The sequence below is a fragment of the Thalassobius sp. MITS945101 genome (genome assembly GCF_047123305.1).
In the GTDB taxonomy this organism is placed as follows: Bacteria; Pseudomonadota; Alphaproteobacteria; order Rhodobacterales; family Rhodobacteraceae; genus Thalassobius.
Window position 1 is genome coordinate 2,512,800 of record NZ_CP138918.1, and the last position, 24,250, is coordinate 2,537,049.

General features: G+C 58.8%; 24 protein-coding genes and 1 tRNA gene. 16 read left to right on the forward strand and 9 right to left on the reverse strand.

Annotated features, from left to right (window positions below):
* Positions 1-58 precede the first annotated feature (58 nt).
* A complete protein-coding gene (locus tag SIC14_RS12520) occupies positions 59-853 on the forward strand; it encodes an inositol monophosphatase family protein (RefSeq protein ID WP_412562258.1) in 795 nt (264 codons plus the stop codon).
* Positions 854-946: 93 nt separating this feature from the next.
* Here SIC14_RS12520 and SIC14_RS12525 read toward each other — a convergent pair whose 3' ends face one another.
* Complete coding sequence (locus SIC14_RS12525; RefSeq protein WP_412562259.1) at positions 947-1,315, reverse strand: GFA family protein; 369 nt, start codon at positions 1,313-1,315, stop codon at positions 947-949.
* Positions 1,312-2,058: a rhomboid family intramembrane serine protease gene (locus SIC14_RS12530; protein ID WP_412562260.1), complete on the reverse strand. Its 747-nt coding sequence runs from the start codon at positions 2,056-2,058 to the stop codon at positions 1,312-1,314. The genes SIC14_RS12525 and SIC14_RS12530 overlap by 4 nt, the downstream gene beginning before the upstream one ends.
* 74 nt (positions 2,059-2,132) lie before the next feature.
* Here SIC14_RS12530 and SIC14_RS12535 point away from each other — a divergent pair, with 74 nt between their 5' ends.
* From SIC14_RS12535 to SIC14_RS12575, 9 genes are all read left to right on the forward strand, one after another.
* The gene (locus tag SIC14_RS12535) at positions 2,133-2,720 is read left to right on the forward strand and encodes a tetratricopeptide repeat protein (RefSeq protein WP_412562261.1); all 588 of its coding nucleotides are present in this window, start codon (positions 2,133-2,135) and stop codon (positions 2,718-2,720) included.
* A gap of 75 nt (positions 2,721-2,795) precedes the next feature.
* Positions 2,796-2,882, forward strand: a tRNA-Leu gene (locus SIC14_RS12540).
* A 292-nt stretch (positions 2,883-3,174) separates the two neighbouring features.
* Entirely contained in the window at positions 3,175-4,206 is a 1,032-nt protein-coding gene (locus tag SIC14_RS12545; protein ID WP_412562262.1) for a LacI family DNA-binding transcriptional regulator, read from the forward strand.
* 114 nt (positions 4,207-4,320) lie between these two features.
* Positions 4,321-5,616, forward strand: a complete 1,296-nt coding sequence (locus SIC14_RS12550; protein WP_412562263.1) for an ABC transporter substrate-binding protein — start codon at positions 4,321-4,323, stop codon at positions 5,614-5,616.
* Positions 5,617-5,858: 242 nt separating this feature from the next.
* Positions 5,859-6,716 (forward strand): carbohydrate ABC transporter permease, encoded by an 858-nt coding sequence (locus SIC14_RS12555; RefSeq protein ID WP_412562264.1) that lies wholly within the window; start codon positions 5,859-5,861, stop codon positions 6,714-6,716.
* A 12-nt stretch (positions 6,717-6,728) separates the two neighbouring features.
* On the forward strand, positions 6,729-7,562 hold the full coding sequence (locus SIC14_RS12560; protein ID WP_412562265.1) for a carbohydrate ABC transporter permease: 834 nt from the start codon (positions 6,729-6,731) through the stop codon (positions 7,560-7,562).
* 9 nt (positions 7,563-7,571) lie between these two features.
* Positions 7,572-8,576, forward strand: coding sequence for an ABC transporter ATP-binding protein (locus tag SIC14_RS12565; RefSeq protein WP_412562266.1), 1,005 nt, complete (start codon positions 7,572-7,574; stop codon positions 8,574-8,576).
* Entirely contained in the window at positions 8,573-9,340 is a 768-nt protein-coding gene (locus SIC14_RS12570) for an L-iditol 2-dehydrogenase (protein WP_412562267.1), read from the forward strand. The genes SIC14_RS12565 and SIC14_RS12570 overlap by 4 nt, the downstream gene beginning before the upstream one ends.
* Complete coding sequence (locus SIC14_RS12575; protein ID WP_412562268.1) at positions 9,328-10,830, forward strand: mannitol dehydrogenase family protein; 1,503 nt, start codon at positions 9,328-9,330, stop codon at positions 10,828-10,830. The genes SIC14_RS12570 and SIC14_RS12575 overlap by 13 nt, the downstream gene beginning before the upstream one ends.
* Positions 10,831-11,016: 186 nt before the next feature.
* Here SIC14_RS12575 and SIC14_RS12580 read toward each other — a convergent pair whose 3' ends face one another.
* The 6 genes from SIC14_RS12580 to SIC14_RS12605 form a co-directional block, all read right to left on the reverse strand.
* Positions 11,017-11,700: a Crp/Fnr family transcriptional regulator gene (locus SIC14_RS12580; protein WP_412562269.1), complete on the reverse strand. Its 684-nt coding sequence runs from the start codon at positions 11,698-11,700 to the stop codon at positions 11,017-11,019.
* Between the two features lie 164 nt (positions 11,701-11,864).
* The gene (locus SIC14_RS12585; RefSeq protein WP_412562270.1) at positions 11,865-12,575 is read right to left on the reverse strand and encodes a NapC/NirT family cytochrome c; all 711 of its coding nucleotides are present in this window, start codon (positions 12,573-12,575) and stop codon (positions 11,865-11,867) included.
* Between the two features lie 20 nt (positions 12,576-12,595).
* Positions 12,596-13,027, reverse strand: a complete 432-nt coding sequence (locus SIC14_RS12590) for a nitrate reductase cytochrome c-type subunit (RefSeq protein WP_412562271.1) — start codon at positions 13,025-13,027, stop codon at positions 12,596-12,598.
* A gap of 97 nt (positions 13,028-13,124) precedes the next feature.
* The gene (napA, locus tag SIC14_RS12595) at positions 13,125-15,638 is read right to left on the reverse strand and encodes a nitrate reductase catalytic subunit NapA (RefSeq protein WP_412562272.1); all 2,514 of its coding nucleotides are present in this window, start codon (positions 15,636-15,638) and stop codon (positions 13,125-13,127) included.
* A gap of 12 nt (positions 15,639-15,650) precedes the next feature.
* Entirely contained in the window at positions 15,651-15,914 is a 264-nt protein-coding gene (locus SIC14_RS12600) for a chaperone NapD (protein ID WP_412562273.1), read from the reverse strand.
* Complete coding sequence (locus SIC14_RS12605) at positions 15,908-16,429, reverse strand: ferredoxin-type protein NapF (protein WP_412562274.1); 522 nt, start codon at positions 16,427-16,429, stop codon at positions 15,908-15,910. The genes SIC14_RS12600 and SIC14_RS12605 overlap by 7 nt, the downstream gene beginning before the upstream one ends.
* Before the next feature lie 299 nt (positions 16,430-16,728).
* Between SIC14_RS12605 and SIC14_RS12610 the strand changes: the two genes are divergently transcribed.
* The 6 genes from SIC14_RS12610 (at position 16,729) to SIC14_RS12635 (ending at position 22,775) form a co-directional block, all read left to right on the forward strand.
* A complete protein-coding gene (locus SIC14_RS12610; RefSeq protein WP_412562275.1) occupies positions 16,729-17,472 on the forward strand; it encodes a glycosyltransferase in 744 nt (247 codons plus the stop codon).
* A complete protein-coding gene (locus tag SIC14_RS12615) occupies positions 17,469-18,896 on the forward strand; it encodes an LssY C-terminal domain-containing protein (protein ID WP_412562276.1) in 1,428 nt (475 codons plus the stop codon). Before SIC14_RS12610 ends, SIC14_RS12615 begins: the two co-directional genes overlap by 4 nt.
* A gap of 65 nt (positions 18,897-18,961) precedes the next feature.
* Positions 18,962-19,651 (forward strand): winged helix-turn-helix domain-containing protein, encoded by a 690-nt coding sequence (locus SIC14_RS12620; RefSeq protein WP_412562277.1) that lies wholly within the window; start codon positions 18,962-18,964, stop codon positions 19,649-19,651.
* Positions 19,632-20,966, forward strand: coding sequence for a sensor histidine kinase (locus SIC14_RS12625; RefSeq protein ID WP_412562278.1), 1,335 nt, complete (start codon positions 19,632-19,634; stop codon positions 20,964-20,966). Before SIC14_RS12620 ends, SIC14_RS12625 begins: the two co-directional genes overlap by 20 nt.
* 88 nt (positions 20,967-21,054) lie before the next feature.
* Positions 21,055-21,240, forward strand: coding sequence for a hypothetical protein (locus SIC14_RS12630; RefSeq protein WP_412562279.1), 186 nt, complete (start codon positions 21,055-21,057; stop codon positions 21,238-21,240).
* A 26-nt stretch (positions 21,241-21,266) separates the two neighbouring features.
* Positions 21,267-22,775, forward strand: coding sequence for a multicopper oxidase domain-containing protein (locus SIC14_RS12635; RefSeq protein ID WP_412562280.1), 1,509 nt, complete (start codon positions 21,267-21,269; stop codon positions 22,773-22,775).
* Between the two features lie 68 nt (positions 22,776-22,843).
* Here SIC14_RS12635 and SIC14_RS12640 read toward each other — a convergent pair whose 3' ends face one another.
* Positions 22,844-24,250, reverse strand: coding sequence for an RtcB family protein (locus SIC14_RS12640; RefSeq protein ID WP_412562281.1), 1,407 nt, complete (start codon positions 24,248-24,250; stop codon positions 22,844-22,846).

The following is a 24,250-nucleotide window of genomic DNA, read 5'->3' on the forward strand; positions in this document are numbered from 1 at the left end:
GCGGCTTGAATGAGGCGGCGTTCCACGACGCCACCTAGAAACACGAGGAGCCTTTGGCATGCAAGGCAGCGCAAATCTCAACATCATGATCAAGGCCGCACGTAAGGCGGGCCGTTCCTTGGTGAAGGACTTCCGCGAAGTGGAAAACCTTCAGGTGTCGATGAAAGGTGCTGGCGACTTTGTGTCCAAGGCGGATACCGCCGCCGAAGAGATCCTCAAAGAAGAGCTGATGGGCGCACGTCCGACCTACGGCTGGCTTGGCGAAGAAGGTGGCGAGGAAGAGGGCCAAGACCCAACCCGTCGCTGGATCGTCGACCCGCTGGACGGCACCACCAACTTCCTGCACGGACTGCCGCATTGGGCGATCTCGATCGCGCTGGAACACAAGGGCCAGATCGTTTCCGGCGTCGTTTATGACGCGGCCAAAGACGAAATGTTCTACGCCGAAAAAGGCGCGGGCGCCTGGCTGAACGACAGCAACCGCCTGCGTGTTTCGGGGCGGCACCGCATGATCGAAGCAGTTTTTGCCACCGGCATTCCCTTTGCGGCCAAGAAAACCCTGCCGGCCACCCTGCAGGATCTGGCGCGTATCATGCCGGAATGTGCGGGTGTGCGTCGCTTTGGTTCTGCTGCGTTGGACCTCGCCTATGTGGCGGCGGGTCGCTACGACGGATATTGGGAACGTGAGCTGAACATTTGGGACGTGGCCGCAGGCACGTTGATCGCGACCGAGGCTGGCGCCATGATTGGCCCGATCCGCGAAGGTCAGGATCCGGTGCAGGACGGCAACCTTGTTGTGGCCAACAACGACATCTTTGAACGTTTCGCCAAGATCGTCCGCGCCCGCGACTAAGCCCGCGCTGACATATTGGTTCGGTTGACTGCCGAGATTGAACCGCTGCCGGACACCCCGGCGGCGGTTTTCTTTTGCCGATAGGGCAGGGGCTTAGCGGTCAGACGGGTGGTTCACGCCATCGGCCCAGCCAACCTCGCCCAGATCTCTTGGGTTCACACCCTCAATGCAGGCGGCATTCACCCCATATTCGTTTGGGTTAGAGCGCCGCTGGTGGTGGGTGTAGATGCCACAGGTCTTGCAGAAGTGGTGTTTGGCGGTGCCTGTGCCCCATGTGTAGAGTGTCAGGTTTTCTGCCCCACGCAAAATCTCGATGCCGTCCAGTGGCGCAGAAACCGCAATCGCCCCGCGGCGACGGCAAAAGGAACAGTCGCAGCGCCGGGCGGTGTCGAGACCGTCCGACAGGCGCACCCGCATTTCAACCGCGCCGCAGTGGCAGGTCAGTTTGACCGGTTCACTCATCTTTTTCTCCTCACTGTTGGGATACGGCTCTGGCTGTATTCATACCGCGCTTCGGGATGCGGGGGACGGCCTTGGTGGTTTTGCCAATAGCCTCTTGCGCCCCGCTTCAGCCAAAGCGGCAAGGCCAGAACAAACCCTGCCACAAATCCTCCGGCATGGGCCCAATAGGCCACCCCGCCGGTGGCTGGATCCGCGCCCACACCGGACAGGATCTGTAACCCAAACCAGACGCCCAGCATGACCCAGGCGGGCACGGTGAAAATGCGGATAAAGAAGACAATGATGAACAGCAGATCCACTCGTGCTTTGGGAAACAGCAACAGATAGCCGCCCATCACACCCGCTATGGCCCCGGAAGCGCCCACCGTGGGCACCGCAGACCAAGGTGCGGCAATGACATGGGCAAAGGCAGCAGCCAGACCGGACAGAAGGTAGAAGATCAGGAAACCGACATGTCCCATCTCATCTTCCAGGTTGTCGCCGAAGATCCAAAGGAACAGCATATTGCCCCCCAGATGCATCCATCCGCCGTGCAAAAACATGGTTGAGAACAGCCCGTGCAGATCTTCGCCCTGGCTGACCCGGTTGGGGAACAGTGCCCAGGCATCGTAGAAGGTCATCAATTGGCGCGGGTTCGAAAACATGTCGGAATAACCGATAAAGATCAGCACATTGGCCGCAATCAGCGCATAGGTGACAAAGGGGGTACGGTTGGACGGGTTGTGATCGCGGATGGGTATCATGAACGTAAAGTCGGAGCTTTGACGGCTGGGGTCAATCAAAGCTCACATAAATTCGCAGCATCGTGACTTGATCCGTGACCGATTTGCGCCACCCTTGGGTCATGAAACGCGCATCCCTCACCCTTGCTTTTGTGTTTATGGCCACCAGCGCCGCGGCTTCAAACTGCCCACCCGCTCCGGATCATGCGGATGCTTTGGCGCGGCTGTTCAACCAGGTGCAACTGGCACCAGACCCGGTGTCAGGCCAATTGATCACCAATGAAATGTGGGCGCTCTGGGCTGAGGCGCCCGATGAGGCCGCGCAGGCCGTATTGGATGCGGGCATGGAAAAACGGGCTGCCTATGATTTTGCCGGTGCCATTTCCGAGTTCGACCGGTTGATTGCCTATTGCCCAGATTATGCCGAAGGCTACAACCAGCGTGCCTTTGTGCTGTTTATCCAGCAGGATTATCCTTCTGCCCTGGCCGATCTGGACCGCGCATTGGCCCTGTCCCCGACCCATGTGGCGGCCCTGGCCGGCAAAGCGCTGACCCTGATGGGCCTTAACCGGATGGAGGAAGGCCAGGCGCTGCTGAAACAGGCTTTGGCGCTGAACCCTTGGCTGCCAGAACGGCGCATGGTGATCCCCGACACAACACCGCCCGCAGAGAAAGATCTCTGAACACTGGTCTGCGATCCACCACTTTACACCCCCTAGCTTTTGGCTATGTTCGCCCCACAACCATCTGCAAAGCGTGCGGGCGTGGTGGAATGGTAGACACAGGAGACTTAAAATCTCTAGGCCGTATAGGCCGTGCCGGTTCGAGTCCGGCCGCCCGTACCATTCAGGTAATGCACTGCCTGATACATTTCATTGATCATTGCGTTGAGACGCTGCCCGTGGTTCCCAAACTTCGCGATGCGGTTCGGCCGTGACATCAAAATGAAACTTGCCTTTCCAGGTGGGAAACATGCGCCTGCCGGGCGCTGCTCCAGTGCTCTGACTTGTTTTGCTGGCTTGATCTGTTCGCGCCCGTCTCCAGCGGCCTCTTTGTTTTTTTGCGAGCGTAAACTAAGCTGGCACCCATATGCTTTGGGCCGTGCCTAAGGCTGAATGTTTCAAGGGGCGGGGCAATATGGCTATCACCAAAATTCGCAACATGGAGGACTTTGCCGCCGCCAGCGGAATCTCCCGGCCCACGGTTTCGAAATACTTTAATGATCCCGAAAGTGTGCGCAAATCCACCCGGGCGCGTATCGAGGCCGCGTTGGAGAAGTTTGACTATCGCCCCAACATCTATGCCATCAACCAGAACCGGCGGCAGACCAAAAACATTGGCCTTGTGGTGCCAAACCTGACGGACCCGTTTTTTGTTGGGATTGCCCGCACCATCGAGGAACTGATCGTTGCGGCCGGGTACAACCCGCTGTTGCTCAGCTCGCACGGGGGGCCGCAACAGGAAATTGCCAATCTGGAGAGTTTGAAGTCGATCAAACCTGCCGGGGTGCTGCTGGCGCCTCTGGGGCGGGCGTCCAACACCGACGCGCTGGCGGGCTACGCAGCCGAGGTGCCGATGGTGCTTTTCGACGCAAATCTAGACGGGGTCGGTGAGGCGTTCTTTGGCTCTGACAACGACCAAAGTATTGGGTTGATAGTGGACTATCTGTGCCGCACCGGGGAGCCACCGGCGTTTTTCGAGATGAAAAACCCAATCAACCCAAATGCGTTCAAACGGCGGACAGCTTATATCAAAGCAATGGAAAGGCTGGGGTTCGATCCTCATTTGATCCAGGTGTACGGGCAGGGCTGGGACTTTGAAGAGATCGGATTTCGCGAAGGCTCGCGTATTATCACCTCTCATGATCTGCCGACCAATACGGTGCTTTGTTCCAACGATCGCCTGGCGATCGGTTTCCTCTCTGCGGCGTATGAAAACGGTCTGCGGGTCGGGCTTGGCGCAGGCAGCGCACTGCGGGTGGCTGGCCATGATGACCATCCGTTTTCACGTTACACCTGCCCCAGCCTGACGACAATTTCGCAGGATTACGCCTCCATCGCGGCGCGCAGCGTTGAAACGATTCTGGATAGAATTGCTGCAGAATCGGCTGGGCAAGAAAGAGAAGAAGTATTGTTCGAAGGACGATTGGTCATGCGGGGGTCTGCGTAATGCGTTGAAACTGCGCGCATTAACTTTAAAATTTACGCGCGTAAAAAATATAATTGACGCCAAGCAGATATTGCCGCTAACCTGAGTCCACCATCCAATCTAGGGAGGACTAGGATGTCTTTACGGAATGCACTGTGCGGCGCGACCGCATTGACCTTGGTGGCGGCAACTGGTGCGCTGGCCGACGGTCACTCGAAATCTCTGACAATTGCCATTGTGAACAATGGTCACATGATCAACATGCAGAAAGTGGCAGAGGCTTACACGGAACAAACCGGCGTCGCCCTGAATTGGGTGTCCTTGGAAGAGGGGGTGCTGCGTGAGCAGGTGACCTCGGACACGGCGACCGGTGGTGGCCAGTATGACATTATCAACATTGGTATGCAGGAAGCGCCGATCTGGGGGCAGGCTGGCTGGATCGAACCGCTGCAGTTTGGGGCGGATTATGATCTGGACGATATGCTGCCTGCGATCCGCAACGGCCTTTCGGCGCAGGGGGAGCTATTTGCGGCACCTTTCTACGGTGAAAGCTCCATGGTGATGTACCGCAAAGATCTGACCGATGCGGCCGGTGTAAGCATCGCGGACAATGACAGCTGGGCCAACATCCAAGCGGCTGCTGCGGCGATCCATGACCCTGACAATGGCGTCTACGGCGTCTGCCTGCGTGGGAAACCGGGCTGGGGCGACAACATGGCTTTCATCACCACTGTGGTGAACTCTTACGGCGGCGCCTGGTTTGACAAGGATTACCGTCCCACCATCAACAGCGCGGAATGGAAGGCAGCGATCAACTTCTACGTGGATCTGCTGGGCACCTATGGCCCACCGGGCTCCGAGGGCAATTCCTTCAACGAAATCCTTGCGCTTTACAACGAAGGCAAATGTGGCATGTGGATCGATGCCACCATCGCGGCTTCTTTCCTGGAGGTAGACGGTGTGGCCTATGCGCAGTCGCCCAATGCAGGCAACGCGGTTGGGGCAAACTGGCTCTGGGCCTGGGCCATGGCAGTTCCGGCAGGCACTGAAAACGCTACCGAGGCCAAAGCCTTCATCGAATGGGCCACCTCCAAGGACTACATCAAGGCTGTGGCGGATCATGCCGAATTTGGCTGGGGTTCGGTGCCCACTGGCACCCGCGCTTCGACCTACGCCTATCCTGAGTTCCAGAAAGTTGCAGGATTTGCAGACGCAGAATTGGCAGCGATCGAATCTGCGGCCCCACAGGCAACGGAGCTGAAACCCTATGTGGGGGTTCAATTCGCCGCCATTCCGGAATTCCCGGAAGTCGGCTCGGCCGTCGCACAGGAAATGGCTGCTGCTCTCTCGGGCGCCAAATCCGTCGACGAGGCGCTTGAAGCGTCACAGGCCGCCGCCGACGCCATCATGCGTGAGGCCGGTTACTACTAAGCCGCACGCATGCTCCCCGCCGGAGGGGCCGATTGCGGCCCTTCCGGCCCTTGCGATTGCAGCGGCAGAGTTATCTCAAAAGACCACGCCGCCTAGCCTCCTCCCATTCGCAATTCGACAACAACCGGTCTGTCGGTCTCCGGCGACCTAGAGGATCGCTTATGTCCAATAGAACGCTTCCCCGATTGCTTCAGGCACCAGCGGTATTACTGCTGTTGATCTGGATGCTGGTCCCACTTGGGATGACCCTGTTTTTTTCGTTTATTCGCTATGTCTTAAACAGTCTGCGTCGCCCTGAATGGACCAGTCCCAGCCTGGAAAACTGGCGTGGTTTCGGCAATTACGAGTTTGTGCTGAACAACAAGGACTTCCTGTTTGCTATCCAGAACAGCCTGTTCATCGTAACCTCCATCCTGTTCCTAACCGTGTCACTGGGCGTGTTGATCGCCGTTTTGATCAACCAGGCCTTTCCCGGACGAGGGATCGTCCGAGTGCTGCTGATTTCGCCGTTTTTTGTGATGCCGGCGGTCAACGCGGTGCTTTGGATCAACATGATCCTTGATCCAGTGCTTGGCCTGCAGGGGCTGGCGGTGGGGGGCATCAACGATGTGATTGCCTCGCTGCAGAATGCACCTTTGCTCGGGGGCTTTTTCTCTCTTTGGCCCGAGTTGGAACCGATTTCCTTCCGCGCCACTCAGACCTCGGCCTGGGCGGTGGTGATCATGGTGACCTGGCAATGGACACCGTTTGCCGTTTTGATCTTCATGACCTCACTGCAATCCGAAGACCAACAGCAGAAAGAGGCCGCCATCCTGGACGGGGCCGGGATATGGTCGCAGTTTCGGTTCCTCACCTTGCCGCACCTGGGCCGTCCCATTGCGATTGTGGTGATGATTCAGGCGATTTTTCATCTGTCGCTCTACGCTGAGATCGAGATTGTCAGCCGTGGCAACGGCAACAAAAACCTGCCGTATCTGATTGGCGAATTTGCAAACAACAACATCGGCGCGGCCAGCGCGACCGGCATCTTTGCGGTCATCTTGGCCAATATCGTTGCGATCTTCCTGTTGCGGATGATCGGCAAGACCTTGATGGAATAAGGGAAAATCCCCATGGCAATTGTTGCTCAAACCTCAAAATTCGGCAGCTATGGACGGCCTGTATTGGCCTGGGGCGTGGCGCTGATGTTCTTCTTCCCGATCTTCTGGATGGTGCTGACCAGTTTCAAAACCGATGCCGACGCAGTGAAGCCCGAGTTCCTGATATGGTTCACACCGACATTGGATAACTACCTCAACATGACCGAGAATTATGACTATTGGCGCTTTGCCAAGAATTCGGTCATCTCGGCGGTTTTGGCCACAGGCTTTACGCTGTTTGTGGGCATCCCCTGCGCCTATGCCATGGCGTTCAACCCCAGCCGCGCCACCAAGGACGTGTTGATGTGGATGCTCTCGACCAAGATGCTTCCCGCTGCGGCCGTGCTTTACCCGATGACCTTTCTGGCCAAAGGGCTGGGGCTGTTTGACACCCATTTCCTGATCATTCTGGTGCTCAGCCTGATCAACCTGCCGATCGTGGTCTGGATGCTTTTCACCTATTTTAAGGAAATCCCAAAAGACATCATCGAAGCAGGTAAAATGGATGGGGTGAACACCTGGGGGGAAATCAAGGAGATCTTGATCCCGCTGGCCTGGGGCGGCATCGCCTCAACCGGGCTGCTGTGTTTCATCTTCTGCTGGAACGAAGCCTATTGGACGGTTCGGCTGACCACCACCGAGGCCGCCACGCTCTCAAAACTTATCGAAGGCAACCGCGCCCCGGAAGGTCTGTTTTTTGGCCGCCTGTCGGCTGTCTCAACCGCCGCCGTAGGCCCGATCGTTGTGCTGGGCTGGTTCTGTCAAAAACAATTGGTCCAAGGCCTGACCTTTGGCGCCGTGAAGTAAGGAAAGATAATGGGACGTATTGTATTGGAAAACATCACCAAAAGCTTTGGTGAGGCGCAGGTGATCCCGCCCTTGGATCTGACCATTGAAGACGGCGAGTTTGCGGTGTTTGTCGGCCCTTCGGGCTGCGGGAAATCCACCTTGCTGCGGCTGATCGCGGGTCTGGAAGAGTCCACGTCGGGGCGGGTGATCATCGATGATCAGGATGTCACCGAGGTGCCCCCAAGCAAGCGCGGCTTGGCGATGGTGTTTCAGTCTTACGCGCTTTATCCGCATATGACCGTGCGCAAAAACATCGGGTTTCCTTTGCGGATGGAGAAAATGGCGCCGTCGGAGATCGACAGGCGGGTGGAGGCTGCTGCGCAGTCTTTGAACCTCACTGACTATCTGGATCGCAAACCGGGGCAGCTGTCTGGCGGGCAACGCCAACGTGTTGCCATTGGTCGGGCGATTGTCCGTAATCCGTCGGCTTTCCTGTTTGATGAACCCCTGTCAAATCTGGACGCGGCTTTGCGTGTGGGGATGCGGTTGGAAATCAGCGAGATGCACCAACGCATGAACACCACAATGATCTATGTGACCCACGATCAGGTGGAGGCCATGACCATGGCCGACAAGATTGTGGTGTTGCAGGCCGGGGTGATTGAACAGGTTGGCTCTCCATTGGACCTGTACCACCGCCCGCGCAATATCTTTGTGGCTAGCTTTATCGGCTCCCCCAAGATGAATATCTTCTCTGGCCCCGAAGCCGAGGCGCTTGGTGGGGTCTCTGCAGGCATTCGTCCAGAACACATCACCGTCAGCGCTTCCGAAGGTCGCTGGCAGGGGACCGTTGGTGTGGCGGAACATCTGGGCTCGGACACGTTTATCCACGTGCACGGCACCGGGCTTGGTGATGTGATCACGGTCCGGATCACCGGTGATATCGCGGTGAATCACGGCGACACCATTCATCTCACCCCGCAAGAGGGTTGCGTGCATTTGTTTGATGCCAATGGGCTGCGGATCGAATGAAACGTCTGGAGGGAAAATCGGCGCTGATCACCGGCGGGGCGCGCGGCATTGGCCGCGCCTTTGCCAGCGCCTATGTGCAGGAAGGGGCGCAGGTGGTTGTGGCAGACATTAACCTGTCACAAGCGCAGCAAAGCGCCGAGGAGATCGGGGCCACAGCCATCGCAATGGACGTGTGGGACCTCGACAGCATTCGCCATGCCGTGGCCGAAGCCGAAGCGCAGCTTGGACAGATCGACATTCTGATCAACAATGCGGCGGTCTTCAGCGCCGCCCCCTTGGTCGAAATCACACCTGAAGACTTTGCGAAGGTCTTTGATGTGAATGTCAAAGGCACGCTGTTCACGCTGCAAGCCGTGGCGCAACAGATGATCCGACGCGGTATACCGGGCAAAATTATCAACATGGCCAGCCAGGCCGGCCGTCGTGGCGAACCCCTTGTTGCTGTTTACTGTGCCAGCAAAGCAGCGGTGATCAGCCTCACTCAAAGCGCGGGCCTCGATCTGATCCAACATGGCATCAACGTAAATGCCATTTCCCCTGGTGTGGTGGACGGCGCCCATTGGGACGAGGTGGACAGGTACTTTGCCCAACTTGAGGACAAGGCTGTCGGCCAGAAAAAGGCCGAAGTCGGGGCAGCAGTACCCTATGGTCGTATGGGCCGCGCCGCTGACCTGACCGGCATGGCGGTGTTTCTGGCCAGTGAAGAGGCCGACTACATCGTGGCACAAACCTACAACGTGGACGGTGGCCAATGGATGAGCTGAAACCACGAGCACGGCGCGCACCGGTTCCGTTAAACCAAGACCAGCTGTCTGACCTGCCGGACCATGTCCTGCGCCCGACCTATGAACGGTCCCAATTGACAGCCGGCATCGTCCACATCGGCGTCGGGAATTTCCACCGCGCCCATCAGGCCTGGTATCTGCATCGTTTGATGCAGCGGGGGGAGGCCATGGATTGGGCCATCATCGGTGCCAGTGTGCGGGACCAAGACGGACCATTGCGCAGCCGGCTGCAAGCGCAGAATTATTTGACGTCGCTGATCGAACTGGCGCCCGAAACCTCTGCTGTTGAGGTGGTTGGTCCGATGATCGACTACCTGCCAATTGAGCCGAACAATGCTGCACTGATCCAACAACTGGCTTCGCCCGACATTCGTATCGTTTCGCTCACGGTGACCGAAGGCGGCTATTTCACCGATCCGGCCACCAAAGGGTTTGATGCGGCTCATCCGGACATTCAACATGACACCCGCCATCCTGATCAGCCACGCACCGCATTTGGGTCGATGATCGCGGCGCTCCGCCTCAGGCGGGCGGCGGGATCCGGCCCCTTTACCTGCATGAGTTGCGATAACATCCTCGGCAACGGCAATGTGTTGCGCCAAACTCTGGTGTCGCTGGCGCGGCTGTCAGATCCGAACCTGGCCGATTGGATCGACACCCAGTGCAGCTTCCCCAATGCGATGGTCGATTGCATCGTGCCGGCCACCGGACCCAATGAGCTGGCGTTGGCCGGGCAGCTGGGGATCGCGGATCAGGCGCCGGTCACCCATGAGAGTTTCCGTCAATGGGTCATCGAAGATGATTTCTGCGCCGGACGTCCTGCCTGGGATAAGGTGGGCGTGACCTTCACCGATAAGGTGCATCTGTTTGAGGCCATGAAGATCCGCATCCTGAATGGCGGGCATCAGGTGCTTTCGGTTCCAGCGCAAATCCTCGGGGTCGAGACCATTTCCGAAGCCATGTCGCATCCCCTGATCGGGCCGTTCTTTGAAAAGGTCGCACGCAGCGAAATCGCGCCCCATGTGGCCAATGTGCCGGGCATGACTGCTGAGGCTTACGTTGCTTTGATCGTGGACCGTTTTCGCAATCCGAAAATCGTCGACACCACCCGGCGCGTCGCCTTTGACGGCTCCGCCCGTCATCCCGGCTTTATCTTGCCCAGCATCCGTGATGGGCTTGCAGCAGGGGGCGAGGTGCAGGGCCTCGCATTGGCCGCAGCGCTCTGGGCCAGAATGTGTGCAGGCACTCAGCAGGATGGCAGTCCCATTGCGCCGAACGACCCGAATTGGGCTGAACTTTCATCACGCGCCCTTGCAGCGAAACACCGCCCGCAAGCCTGGTTGGCAATGGGTCACATTTACGCTGATCTGGCGGATCATCCTGCTTTTTCAGCTTTGTTCGCTCGTTGGCTAAAGATGATTTGGCAAGACGGTACTGAAACTGCCCTTCGAGGATATCTGGGTTACTGAAGGCTGTTGCGTTGAATTGGAAACAGGCCAGAAAATCACTGATTGACAATGGAAGGGCTGACCTTAAGTGCCGATGTGATCCAGCAGAAGCGTTGCGTTGAAACCAACGTAATGCAAAAGCATTGGTGGCAAAGGATTTGAGGTAGGCTGGTTACTCCGTCTCTTCGATGGGGGACTGTGTGATCTTTAGGCCTGATCATCCATAAAGGCCTTTAGCGCTCCGACATCATCGATCAGCGCGTGGTTGCGGTTGATGGTGACGCCTTGGGCTTTCAGTTTGGCAAAAGCGCGGCTCAGGCTTTCGGGTTTCATGCCGAGTTTCCCGGCAATCAGGCTTTTGTCATAGGGTAGCACAACTTCGCAGGCGCCGCTGTCGCAGGGGCTGAGATCCAGCAGGAACTCGGCCATTCGCTGCACACCTGTTTGCGCCTTGAGCTGCTCCAGCTGAGACACCAGCGCATGCAGGTGGCTAAAGGTTGACGACAGGATGGTCAGGCCGACCTCGGCGTCGTGGCGGATCAGTTCGGTCAGGACGTTGGAGGGGATATGCATCACCGAGGCTTTGGTCGTGGCCTCCGCCGAAACGGGATAGGGCCGGTTGCGCAATGCAACTGCCTCGCCAAAACTTTCGCCACGGGTAAAAACCGATACCACAGCCTCATTTCCCGAAGGTGTCATTCGGTACAGTTTGACCCAGCCGTCCAGCACAATGTGCAGCGCCTGCGCTTCCTCATCTTGCAGAAACAGGGTTTCGCCGCGTGCATAGGTTTTCCACAGCGCTTTGCTCAGCAGGGTCTCAACATGTTGCGCTGGCAACGCCTTCATCAAGAGGGACTGGCGGGCAATGTCTTTGTGTTCTGCGTGCGCCACTTTGCGCTCCTTTCGGGGGCATGAATTCCGAAGGGCGACGCTACCGCTGCGTGGGGCCGGGTGCAAGCGCGGCATGGATTTGGGCCTCTAATGAGCGGGGGGGCGCCAGACAAAAAGAGCGGGCCCGGAGGCCCGCCAGAGACGACAGTGGAACCAACAAGGGACTATTGGCTGTCGAGGTAAGTCTGCATTTCGCGTTTCGCGCTTTCGTTGGGCTTGGATTGGGGCAGCAGGTTCTGGCCATCCATTTCCGCAACCACTTCTTCGTATTTCTCCAGATAGCCAGCCGGCAGATTGTGGGCGATGCCCTGATGGCAATCGATGCAGGTCTTGCCCTCATCCAGCGCCGTCTGGTGGTTCGCCGCAGCGCGGTTTTCCTGATAGGTGAAATCCATAAACTCGAAGGCGTGACAGTTGCGGCATTCCTTGGAGTCAGTTTTCTTCATCCGTTTCCATTCGTTTGCCGCCAGTTTCAGCCGCATGTCCTCAAACTTTTCGGGGGTGTCGATGGATTTGGTGATGAAGTGGCCGTAAAGTTCTTTGGTGGCCTTGATCTTGCGGACCATTTTGGGCCCCCAGGCCTTGGGAACATGACAATCGGGACAGGTGGCGCGCACGCCAGAAGCATTGTTCTGGTGCACCGTGCCTTCGTATTCCGCATAGACGTTGTCCTTCATCTCATGGCACGAGATACAGAATTCTTCGCGGTTGGTCATTTCCAACGCCCAGTGGAAGCCGCCCCAGAACACGATGCCCGAGCCGAACCCGACGAAGAGCAAAAGACCAAGGGAGAACACCCCAGACGGGGTTGCGAGGAAGCGCCACAGACGCCGGAAAAAGCCCGGCCGTGGCGTCGAGATGCCTTTTTCAGACATGGAACTGCTCCTTTCCGGGATTAATGCGAGGGCTCAAAGGTATTGTTGACCAGCGGCGGCGTGTCCGCCTGCGGCACGTGGCACTGGTTGCAGAACCAGCGGGTGCCAGCGACTGCGTCCAGATGGTTGCCTTCGCGGTCCTGATAGTGGGTCATCGACAGGGTGGGCGCCCCGCGATCGCCGGCGTTGGACCAGTCGTGGCAGGCCAAACATTGGTTGGCGTTGCGGTCGATCTGGTATTGGTCAATTGCATGCGGCACCAGCGGCGGCTGCAGGCGGTAGTTGCGCACGAACCGTTTCTCTTCTTGATGGCTGTTTGAAGCGGCACCCAGTTGGTCACCCACCTCAGCACCGCGCAGCGAATTGACCGCGATGTCTTGCGCCAATGCGACGCCAGCCAGAACCACAACAGCGGCGAGCGTGGCGGCAGCGATTGATTTAGGCATTTTCATTTTTCATCTCCGTGACTTGCACAGGTGGCTTGCACCTGATGGGGCTGGTCGGACCTGATCAGGTCTGGTCGGGGCGGGGGAACCCGCCCCAATGGGATCAGGCGCGTTCGACCTTGCTGGCGCATTTCTTGAAGTCGGTTTCCTTGGAAATCGGGCAGGTGGCGTCGAGCGTCAGCTTGTTGGTCAACTGGCTTTCGTCGAACCAGGGCATAAAGACCGAACCACGTGGCATCTTGTTGCGGCCACGGGTTTCCACCCGGCTGCTGACCTCGCCGCGGCGGGTCGACAGGGTAATTTCCTGACCACGGCGCAAACCCCGCTCCTTGGCATCTTCGGGGTGCATGAACACCACCGCATTGGGGAACGACCGGTGCAGTTCCGGCACCCGACGGGTCATTGACCCGGAATGCCAATGTTCCAGCACACGACCGGTGATGAGCCAGAGGTCATAGTCGCTGTCGGGCATTTCCGGCGGGGCCTCATAGGGGGCAAAGATGATATTCGCCTTGCCATCGGGCTTGCCGTAGAACCGCACACCTTCACCTTCGGGCACATAGGGATCGTAGCCTTCGCGGAACCGGTAAAGCGTTTCCTTGCCATCCACGACAGGCCAGCGCATGCCGCGCGCCTGATGGTATTCCTCGAACGGGGCCAGATCGTGGGCCTTGCCGCGTCCAAAACCGGCGTATTCCTCAAACAGACCTTTTTGCAGGTAGAAGCCAAAGTCTTCGGATTCGTCGTTGTCAAACCCTTCTGCCGTTTCCGAAAGCGGGTATTTGTCGACCTGCCCATTGGCGTAGAGCACCTCATAGAGGGTTTTCCCTTTGTATTCGGGATGGGCGTCAAGCACCTCCGCTGGCCAGACTTCATCGGTGGTGAACCGTTTGGAGAACTCGACCAGCTGCCAGAGGTCCGATTTCGACTCACCCGGGGCCTTCACCTGCTGGCGCCAGAACTGGGTGCGCCGTTCGGCGTTACCGTAGGCACCTTCTTTTTCCACCCACATCGCGGTTGGCAGGATCAGATCAGCGGCCATTGCGGTCACGGTTGGGTAGGGGTCAGAGACCACGATGAAATTGTCTGGATTGCGATAGCCCGGCAGACCTTCTTCGTTGATGTTTGGCGCTGCCTGCATGTTGTTGGTGCACTGCACCCAATAGGCGTTGATCTTGCCGTCTTTCAGGTGACGGTGCTGCAGCACCGCATGGGCCCCCGGTTTGCCGTTCAGGATGCCTTTTGGCAGCTTCCACTTCTCTTCCGAGAAGGTTCGGTGTGCCTCTTTCGCCACCACCATGTCAGCGGGAAGACGGTGGGCAAAGGTGCCAACCTCGCGGGCGGTGCCACAGGCCGAGGGTTGACCGGTGAGCGAGAAGGGCGAGTTGCCGGGTTCCGAGATTTTGCCAACCAGAAGGTGGACATTGTACATCAGCGAATTCACCCATGTGCCGCGGGTGTGCTGGTTGAACCCCATGGTCCAAAGCGACATCACCTTGCGGTCGGGGTCGGCATATTGTTTGGCCAGACGTTCCAGTTTGCTGACGGGCACGCCCGACAGCTCCGAGACATATTCGGCAGTGTATTTGGCAACCGACTCGGCATATTCGTCAAAGCTGATTTTGGTCAGCTTGCCATGTTTGCCCTCATGCGCCGGGTTTTCAGCCGACTGTTCCAGCGCGTTTTCGGGGCGCAGGCCAAAGCCAATATCGGTGTTTGTCTTGGTGATATTGACGTGGTTTTTGACAAACTCTTCGTTCACCGCGCCGGTCGAGATGATGTAGTTGGCGATGTAGTTCAAGATCGCCAGATCGGTCTGCGGCTCAAACACCATGCCGTTGTCTGCCAGTTCAAAGGACCGGTGTTCGAAGGTCGACAGCACATGCACTTCACAGCCCGGTTTGGTCAGACGGGTGTCGGTTAGGCGCGACCACAGGATTGGGTGCATCTCCGCCATGTTGGAGCCCCAGAGCACAAAGGTGTCTGCCGCCTCCAGATCGTCGTAGCAGCCCATCGGCTCATCGATGCCGAAGGTGCGGATAAACCCGGCCACAGCCGAGGCCATGCAGTGACGTGCGTTCGGGTCGATGTTGTTTGAAAGGAAGCCCGCCTTCATCAGTTTGGCGGCGGCATAGCCTTCCCAGACGGTCCACTGGCCCGAGCCGAACATGCCGATGCCGGTGGGGCCCTTTTCCTTCAATGCCTTTTTGAACTTCTCGGCCATGATATCGAAGGCTGCGTCCCAGGAGATCGGGGTAAATTCGCCTTCTTTGTCGAACTTGCCATCGGTCATCCGCAGCATCGGCTGGGTCAGGCGATCCTCGCCATACATGATTTTGGACAGGAAATAGCCTTTAACGCAGTTCAAACCGCGGTTCACCGGGGCTTCGGGATCGCCCTGAGTAGCCACGACGCGGCCCTCCTTAGTGCCAACCAGAACAGAGCAGCCGGTGCCGCAGAACCGGCAGGCGGCTTTGTCCCAGCGGATGTCGGGGGTGCCTACCGTGGCGCTGGTGGCAGCTGCCGTTGATTGCGGCAGGGAAATCCCCGCCGCCGAAGCGGTGGCGGCCGCAGCCGAGGCTTTCAAGAATGAGCGTCGGGACGTTGGTACTGTCATGGCGATACCTCCTCAGAGTGCCGGCGCTGTGGCGGCTTCGGCCTCCAGCGCTTCGAAATGGTGATAGGTGAGTGTGACGGTCAGCACGCCGGGGATCTGATGCATCTTCATGATCAGGTCAGAGGCGCGTTTGTCGTCGGTGTCTTCGGCGGTCACCACGATGCGGCCTTGCTCGGCGGCATGGGTGTCACATCCCTCAATGGCATTGATGGCGCCGGATATGTCGGTCACCTGATCGGGGTGGCAGTGCACTAGGCATCCGCAGATATTCAGCATGGGTGTCCTCCATCATGCGCGGTGTTGGGGTTGGCCGCAGGCAAAGCAAAACTGATCGCATTGCTGGGGCAGGGGGCGGCACAGGCGCCACAGCCGGTGCAGCTGTCCTGATCGATCGACGGGGTTGCCCGACCACCGGTTTCCAAACGGAACCGAATGGCGCGGGCGTCGCAGTGATCTTCGCAGGCCCGGCAAGCGATGCCGTTCAGCGACATGCAGCTTTGACCGATCACAGCCTGCCAGTTCCAGGGTTGCTCCATCTGCAGCGCTTGTGGATCGCACACTTCGATGCAGGCAGCGCAAAAGGTGCATTCACCGGCTTGGAAATTCAAAACCGGCAGGCCGTCGCTGTCGCGGTAGATGATGGCCTCTGGGCAGGCGCGGGCACAGGCGCCGCATTGGGTGCAGGATTCTTCAAACGCACCCGGGGCCATGGCCCCAAAAGGGCGCAACGCCGCGCGGGCGTGAAAGTTGCCTTTCAAAAAGGCGCGTTTGGCTGGCACATGTTGCGTCATTGCGTTGGCTCGGCATTGGCTTGCGAAGATTCTCGTAAACGCTAGGGCAGGGCCGCTCACAAAGAATTGACTTATGTCATGTGTGAATTCTCACGCAGCACTTAAGGACCATACGGTTGCGTAGTTTTCTGGGGCCTTCTGGCTGGGCAGGCAAAACCGGTAAGGATTTGTTTTGAAATGAGATTGGGTGCGCTCTGAGGCTCTCTTACAAAAATGTAAACTTGGGCACAGGTCTGGGCGAAATTGGAAGGGCAAAACCTCGACAACGCTGCAAAAGCAGCTCCTACCACGAGGTTTCCATGTCACGTCCCGCCCTTTCGATCGTCATTATCACCCTGAATGAGGCCCGCCGTCTGCCGCAGTTGCTGGCGGATCTGCAGGCGCAGAGTTTCCAGGATTTCGAGATCTTGCATGTGGACAGCAACAGCGACGACGACACTGTTGCCTGCTCGCGGGCGGCCTCTGTCGGGTTCAAGACGTTTCGCATTACTGAAATGCAGCGGCGCGGGGTTTCGCTGGGCCGCAACACCGGCGCTAAGGCGGCCGACGGACGCCGGTTGTTGTTTCTGGATGCTGACACCCGCCTAGCCCCATCGTTTCTGGCCGAGGCGATGGCGGATCTGGACCAACGCGCCATTGAGGCAGGGATTGTCTGCATGTCCGGTGAAGGTCTGAAACTGCGCTACCGGATCGGGTTTGCCCTGTTCAATCTGGGCATCCGGCTGACGGCGCATATCTCGCCCACGGCCGTTGGGGCCTGTATGTTCTCGACCCTCGCTCTGCACAAGCAGATTGGTGGATTTGATGAGGATCTGAGCCTTTGTGAAGACTGCAACTACGTGCTGAAGGCGCGGCAAGCAGGTGCAAAGGCCAAGGTGATCCGCCCCAAATTCCACTTTGATCCGCGCCGGTTGGAACAAGACGGATTGCTGGCGACGGGTCTGGTGTATCTGCGGGCCAATCTGCACCGTTTCACCCGCGGTGAGTTGCGCAATCAGGAGATCCCCTACCAATTTGGGCATTATGATGAGGCGCGGCGATGACGGCCCTGCTGGAGGCAGCAACCAGTCCCTTGGGGGCGCTTCTAATGGCGGCATTGGCCTTTGGGGACACGCTGATCGGTGTTGGCTTCTTTGTGTTTGGCGAAGTTGCCTTCCTGACGGCGGGCGCTTTATGGGCACAACAGGGGCTCTTGTGGCCCGCACTGTTGGTGGTGGTCGCCGCTTGGCTTGGTGATGTTGTCAGCTATGCCCTTGGGCGTCGGTTTGGCCCACGGCTGTCCCTGCGGTTGTTGCACCGGCTCAATCGGCGGCGGCATTGGCGGCGTGCGGCGCTGGCCCTGCAACACCGTGGCGGTGGATTTGTGATCCTGTCGCGTCTGCTGGGCCCCACCGCCTGGGTCACACCGTTTGTGGCGGGCACTCTGGGGCTGGCACCACGGGTGTTTTTGCCCGCCGCAGGTGTGGGTGTTTTGCTGGGGGTGGGGCAGTTTGTGATCTACGGTGCGTTGGGCCTTGAGGTGTTGAGCTGGGTTGGGCCCCTTCTGCAGCCCCACCTATGGGCCATCGCCCTGATCACCGGCCTTTTGACCAATGTGTATCTTGTCTTACGCAACAGCGCCGGGTCTTTGCCGTGGCGCGGGGCCAAGGCGCTGTTGGTTGCCGGTCTGCTGTTCGCCAGCAGCAACGTGGCTTATTTCTTCGTGCTGAACCCGCACGGACCTGCCCCTGCGGCGGCGGCACCAGCCGGTTCGGTTTGTGCACTTGCGGAGGCGTCATTCACAGTCAGCCCGGGCCCTACGGCGCTGCATTTGCCGCAACCGGTGAATGTGATTGTGCTTAGTGAAGCTCCAGTCGCTTCCGCTGTTGAAGATGCAATGACGCAGTTGGGGTGGCAACGAAACCAGACCTTCAGCCATGACCAGATCAGCTTTGGCCTCTACCTGCGGCAGCTGCTATCCCGGACGCCGCCCGTGTCCGAGATGTATCTGAACGCACGCCCTGCAGACAGCGCCTATCAGCTGCCGGGCACCCTTAAGACACGCGAGCATATCCGCTGGTGGCATCAGGGGGCGGGCCTGTCCCTTGGCGCCATCAGCCGCGATGATGAAATTGCGGTGAAGTATTACAAACACCTGCCGGTGCTACTGCATGACATTGATCCCCATGTGGACCGATCCCGCGCGCTTTTGGCCGCTCAGGTCGGCAGCCACGTGGCGTTTGAGGTCGCCGGCTATGCCGCATTGGGGCAGCGGGTGGGGGATGATGACTTGGGGGACTACCAGACCGACGGTCTGGTGCTGGTTCTGACAACTCCTGACAGAACATTGAGCGCACATGAACGGGCCTGCCTGCGATTGCAGACCGGGCGCGGCGGTGTCCCGGAAAGCGCCGCGGCCTCAACTGTCTATAGCGCGAAGGGAACGGAGGATGCTTCTCAAGGCTTGCCAGTTTTCAGGAAAGGATGAACATGCTCTATAGGGATCACCCGGCGCATTTGTCGGAGGACATGGTTTCACAGAAAGGCCCATTGATGCGACTGCTGGTTCTGGAGGACGACAGCACCCTTGGTCCCTGGATCGAAAAGGGGTTGCAGGAGGCTGGACATGTGGTGGACCGCTTTGTTGACGGCAAAGACGCGCTCGTTGCGGCGATGACGCAGCCCTACGATGTCCTCATTCTGGACCGGATGGTGCCTGGGCTGGACGGGCTGTCGTTGTTGAAATCGCTGCGTCAGGCAAAGGTTCAGACACCTGCTTTGTTTCTGACCGCGCTCAGCGATGTTGAGGATCGGGTTGAGGGGCTGAGCGCTGGTGGCGATGACTATCTGACCAAACCCTTTGCCTTTGCTGAACTTCTGGCCCGGGTTGAGGTGATTGCCCGCCGCCAAGGGGGCGGGCAGGCTACTGGTGATAACGAAAGCGCTGTCCTCAGTGCAGGCGACATCGCCATCGACCTGCACAAACGGACCTGCAAACGGCAGGGTCAGTCGATAGATCTGAACCCCAAAGAATTTCTGCTGCTGGAGGTTTTCCTGCGCTCCAAAGGGCGGGTGCAGACCCGCACCATGTTGCTGGAACGGGTGTGGGACATGAGCTTTGATCCGACAACCAGCGTGGTCGAAACCCATATCAGCCGCCTGCGAGGCAAGATCGAAAAACCCTTTGGCGATCAGCTGATCCGGACAATTCGGGGCACCGGCTATGTTTTTGACCCGGCTTAGTAAATGGCGGCGCCAGTCGGCGCTGCGGCAGACGGCAGGGTTGCTGGCGGTGTTTGTGCTGATTACGACGCTGGCCTGGACGGCAACCTTCTGGCTGGTGGCCCGGGAAATGGACCGGCTGACCGAGGCACGTTTGAACGCTCAGGCGGATAAGGTTGCGGCGGCTTTGAACGTGAAAAGCCCTCTGCCAGCCCCGGCTTTCGGGCAGATCCAACATGTCTTTGACCGCTCCCGCACCGAGGCACCCCTGGGGTTCTTTCTGGAGGAGGACCTGGACGAAAACGACGGCTTGCATCGTCTACGCCGCATTGAACAGTCCTTCCCCGAATTCACGTTTCTTCTGCGCACAGTGGGGGAACAGCGCATTCTGGTTGCCGAAGACACCGAGCGCTTGGAAGAGGTGCGCGAGTTGATGGCCAACGGGTTGCAGGTGGCGCTGGCAGCTTCGATCCTGGCCAGCCTGCTGTTTGGTGCGGTGATCGCACGAAGGGCGCAGCGCCGTCTGAATGTGGTTGCAACAGGCCTGAATAGGGTAGCTGCGGGACAGTTGGACGCCCGCATTGCCCTGACAGGGGGGGAAGATGACCTGACGGTCTTGGCAGATCAAATCAACCAGACCACCGAACGCCTGGCCCAGAATATCGAGCAGATGCGGGTGCAATCCTCCAATCTGGCGCATGACCTGCGCACCCCGCTGGCGCGGCTGCGGTCGCAGTTGGAACAGGCCTTGAGCGACCTTCAGATGCGGCAACAACCGATAACGCCTGAGGTGATGGAAGCTGCCTTGGATCAAGTGGACCAGATCGTCGGCACTTTTGATGCGTTGTTACGGATCGCACGGATCGAAAGCGGCGCGCGCAAGGCCGGGTTCAAACCGATAGATCTGGGCGCGCTCGGCGCACAGGTGGCTGAGGTGTTTGGACCGGTGGTTGAGGATGCAGGGCAGAAACTGGTGCTTCAGGTGACCAACCCCGCAACGGTGGCTGCCGATCAGGAGTTGCTGGTCCAGCTGCTGGCAAACCTGATCCAGAACGCTCTGCGATATGGGGCTGCGGGGCAGACGATCCAGTTGACCGTCACAAACGGAACCCTCAGCGTCACCGACGAGGGGCCTGGCATTCCCATTGCGGAACGGCAGAAAGTTCTGGAGCCGCTCTATCAGATTGAAGCCACCCGACAGGGTGCGGGCTTTGGTCTTGGGCTGTCAATGGTGCGTGCAATCGCAGCGTTGCATCAGGCGGAATTTGCACTTTTGGAAGGATCCGAAGGGCAGGGGCTGCGGGCAGAATTGCGGTTCGAGACGGTTGGGTCATGAACCTTACAAAACTGTAAACTTCCGACCAAGACACTGCAAAATCGAGGTCCTAAATCTGTCTCATCAACAGATTGGAAAGGAACACACCGTGAAACGCATTCAGACAGTCCTCCTTGGTTTTGTAGCCGCCTTGATGACGTTGGTGAGCATCGGCTTCTTTGCAACGATGGGCCTGGCCGTTGCGCTGTTCGCAGCAACCGTTGGCGGTCTGCTGGTACTGGCGGCGCAGGTGCAGACACGGTTTGGCCGCAAAGATGCGGTCCAGGTCGACTGATCTTCCCATTGCAAGAGGCACCGACGATGACCACCAGCCCAAACATTTCTCGCCGCCAGTTTCTGGCCGGAACCGGAGCAGGTTGTATGGCGCTTGCCGGGGCAGGTTTTGCCCAACCAGCGCCACAACCGCTGCCCCTCCTGCCGCTCACGGATCTCGCCACACAACCGCAAGAGCGTTTGCATTTGGCGTTGCAGGAGGGGCAGCACAATTTTGGTAGCGGCGCTCTGAGCCGGACCTTTGGCATCAACCAGAACCACCTTGGTCCTGTGCTGCGAGTCCGCAAAGGGCAAACGCTGCCTTTTGATGTGTCCAATGGTCTGGATGAGGTGACAACCTTGCATTGGCATGGGTTGCACATCCCCGGCGACGTAGACGGCGGCCCCCATCAAGAGGTGGCGCCGGGCCAGGTCTGGCAACCGGATGTGCCCATCACGCAGCGGGCATCGATGAATTGGTTTCATGCCCATACCCACGGCCGCACGGCCCAGCAGACCTATCGAGGATTGGCAGGTGTGATGCTGGTCGAGGATGACGACAGCCTGAGCGCGGATCTGCCCAAGACTTACGGTGTGGATGATTTGACCCTTGTCTTGCAGGACAAGAGCTTTGATGCCAACGGCCAGCTGCACTACGCGCTGAGCGAAGAGGTGTTCGAAGAAGGCTTTCTGGGAGAAACCTTGGTGGTGAATGGCGTCGCAGGTCCAACGGCGCGGGCGGTGCCACAGGGGTGGGTGCGCCTGCGCCTGCTGAACGCCAGCAACGCCCGTTTCCTGACCGTCTCATTGGCAACGGGATCGGTGATTGTTATCGCCTCCGACGGTGGGTTTCTGGCTGCACCGGTGGAGGTTGCCGAGATCACCTTATCTCCAGGCGAGCGTTATGAGATCCTTGTGGATATGCGATTGCAGACCCGCAACAGCCTGCAAGTCACCTACGGCGGCGGCGAGGCCGCGGGACTGTTTGAAGGGCTATGGACTCGGCTTCTGGGTGGGGCCGCTGCTGGCCCCCAAACCGCGCTGACACTCACGCAGGATCCGGACCTTCCAGCCTTTACTGGGACATTGCCCACGAGGTTGGCGGTGCTGCCACCTGCCGAGCCTGAACTGGCACAGCGCAGCCGTAGCTTCACGCTCAACATGGGAGGGGGCGAAGATCTGGCCGTGCTGGCGGCAAACTGGGGCAACATCTGTGGTGAAGCGGGTGGTATGGGCATCAATGGTCAGCCCATGAATATGGAGACGATCAACGAACAGGTTCGCCTGAGCGATACCGAAGTCTGGCGCATCAACGCGGACGAAGATTTGCACCCCTTCCATGTGCACGGCTGTTCCTTCCGGATACTGCAGCAAAACGGCACGCCACCCCCTGCCTATGCGGCGGGATGGAAGGATATGGTGCATGTGGAAGGTGGTTGGTCCGAGATCCTGGTGAAGTTTGATCATCCCGCGCCGAAGGAGGCCCCCTATATGTACCACTGCCATATTCTGGAACATGAAGACTGCGGCATGATGGGGCAATTTACGGTGGCCTGAATCCGATCAGGCCAATCGGCCAAAACCGTTCCAAATAAAACACCCCGCCGATGAGGGCGGGGTGTGTGTCAGTCCCGGGATTTGCGTTTGCGGAAGAACCGCGGCATTTCCCCAGCCATGATACAGCCGTAAGGGTCGATCCGGTCGACAATTTCTGCCAGATCGAAGGCTTCGATCTGCGCTTCCACCGCAGCGGCAGGCTTGTAGCTTGACGGCAGTTCCGAGGCATCCACCTTGCCAGAGTGGAACCGAACGTCCAGCCCTTTGGTCTCTGCCGCCAGCGCTTCGGTTGGCGTGGTTGTCCCCAAGCGCCGCATGTGTTCGGTCCGCGACCAGTTCCGACCGGCGCCATGCGGGCTGAAGCCCCAGCTGTCCGCACTGTCTCGCCCGCGCACCACTAGCACCGGCTCGGCCATGTTGAGCGGGATCAGGGTACGCCCATGCGGGTCTGCGTCCGGCGCAAAACCTGACCAGGCCGGGGTCGCGCCCTTGCCGTGCAGATAGACATCGCCGCGCTTGAAGACAAAGTTATGCTCGTTCCAGAACCGCTCCCGCGACGTGGCTCCCGCCGCTTCTGTAGTGGCCTGGTGGATCGAATGGTGGTTCGTCTTTGTCCACTTGCGAATAAGCTGCAGCGCCTCCCAATAGGCTTGGCCTTCCTCACTGTCGGCGGGGATCCAGGCGTTCTGTTTCAGCGCCTGAGGGGAATGACGGCGACGGAACCGTTCCGCCACTTCCATACCAGCCTTGTAAAGCTTCGCACCTGGACCACGCGACCCATGGTGGGTGACCATCACCGTCCGCCCGGTCTGGCGCGAAACGCCAACAAACAGGAAATGGTTGCCGTCACCCTGTGTTCCCATTTGCTCCTGCGCCAATTGAACAGTTTTTTTGCTGTTCAGAAACGGGTTGTCGCGAAAGGCATCCAGCAGATCCAATGACACGGTGAACCGCTGCCCCTGCGGCCGGCCTCCGGGGCCGAAGTGGGTGACCGAGGCGGCCGCGTCCAAAACGGTTTTCGGATCGGCGTCACCGAGGTCACTCATCATCAGCGAACAACAGATATCGGCCGAGTGCATGCCTGGGTGAATGGCATTGTGCGCGGCAACGACCCCCCCCACCGGGATGGTGCCGACCGGCCCGGCCGGGCAGGCGTCCGGCATGATGGCACCGCCAATCACGGTTGGCGTCTGCATCACGGCCAGCATGGCTTCGCGCACCTTGGCAAGGTTCACCTCTTCGTCCTCGTCAGCAGGGGTGATGTTTTCGTGAAAGGGGATAGATCCCTTGGGCAAAAGCGCAAATTGCTCAGGCTTGGGGGGGATCGCGCTGGCCAGCTCTGCGCGGATCGTTTCGGGCGTGCCGCCCTTTTCCAGCAGTGTATTGGCGCGTTCCAGGAGGGCGGGAAACTGTGGGCCGGGGTCATGGCCCCATGCCGTCAAATCGTGGCCGGTCAAAATGTCTGTCTTTTCCAT

Coding starts and splice junctions, on each gene's coding strand:
- SIC14_RS12520 (WP_412562258.1), top strand. CDS start 59: ATGCAAGGCAGCGCAAATCTCAACATCATGATCAAGGCCGCACGTAAG.
- SIC14_RS12525 (WP_412562259.1), bottom strand. CDS start 1,315: ATGAGTGAACCGGTCAAACTGACCTGCCACTGCGGCGCGGTTGAAATG.
- SIC14_RS12530 (WP_412562260.1), bottom strand. CDS start 2,058: ATGATACCCATCCGCGATCACAACCCGTCCAACCGTACCCCCTTTGTC.
- SIC14_RS12545 (WP_412562262.1), top strand. CDS start 3,175: ATGGCTATCACCAAAATTCGCAACATGGAGGACTTTGCCGCCGCCAGC.
- SIC14_RS12550 (WP_412562263.1), top strand. CDS start 4,321: ATGTCTTTACGGAATGCACTGTGCGGCGCGACCGCATTGACCTTGGTG.
- SIC14_RS12555 (WP_412562264.1), top strand. CDS start 5,859: ATGACCCTGTTTTTTTCGTTTATTCGCTATGTCTTAAACAGTCTGCGT.
- SIC14_RS12560 (WP_412562265.1), top strand. CDS start 6,729: ATGGCAATTGTTGCTCAAACCTCAAAATTCGGCAGCTATGGACGGCCT.
- SIC14_RS12565 (WP_412562266.1), top strand. CDS start 7,572: ATGGGACGTATTGTATTGGAAAACATCACCAAAAGCTTTGGTGAGGCG.
- SIC14_RS12570 (WP_412562267.1), top strand. CDS start 8,573: ATGAAACGTCTGGAGGGAAAATCGGCGCTGATCACCGGCGGGGCGCGC.
- SIC14_RS12575 (WP_412562268.1), top strand. CDS start 9,328: ATGGATGAGCTGAAACCACGAGCACGGCGCGCACCGGTTCCGTTAAAC.
- SIC14_RS12585 (WP_412562270.1), bottom strand. CDS start 12,575: ATGTCTGAAAAAGGCATCTCGACGCCACGGCCGGGCTTTTTCCGGCGT.
- SIC14_RS12590 (WP_412562271.1), bottom strand. CDS start 13,027: ATGAAAATGCCTAAATCAATCGCTGCCGCCACGCTCGCCGCTGTTGTG.
- napA (WP_412562272.1), bottom strand. CDS start 15,638: ATGACAGTACCAACGTCCCGACGCTCATTCTTGAAAGCCTCGGCTGCG.
- SIC14_RS12600 (WP_412562273.1), bottom strand. CDS start 15,914: ATGCTGAATATCTGCGGATGCCTAGTGCACTGCCACCCCGATCAGGTG.
- SIC14_RS12605 (WP_412562274.1), bottom strand. CDS start 16,429: ATGACGCAACATGTGCCAGCCAAACGCGCCTTTTTGAAAGGCAACTTT.
- SIC14_RS12610 (WP_412562275.1), top strand. CDS start 16,729: ATGTCACGTCCCGCCCTTTCGATCGTCATTATCACCCTGAATGAGGCC.
- SIC14_RS12615 (WP_412562276.1), top strand. CDS start 17,469: ATGACGGCCCTGCTGGAGGCAGCAACCAGTCCCTTGGGGGCGCTTCTA.
- SIC14_RS12620 (WP_412562277.1), top strand. CDS start 18,962: ATGCGACTGCTGGTTCTGGAGGACGACAGCACCCTTGGTCCCTGGATC.
- SIC14_RS12625 (WP_412562278.1), top strand. CDS start 19,632: ATGTTTTTGACCCGGCTTAGTAAATGGCGGCGCCAGTCGGCGCTGCGG.
- SIC14_RS12635 (WP_412562280.1), top strand. CDS start 21,267: ATGACCACCAGCCCAAACATTTCTCGCCGCCAGTTTCTGGCCGGAACC.
- SIC14_RS12640 (WP_412562281.1), bottom strand. CDS start 24,250: ATGGAAAAGACAGACATTTTGACCGGCCACGATTTGACGGCATGGGGC.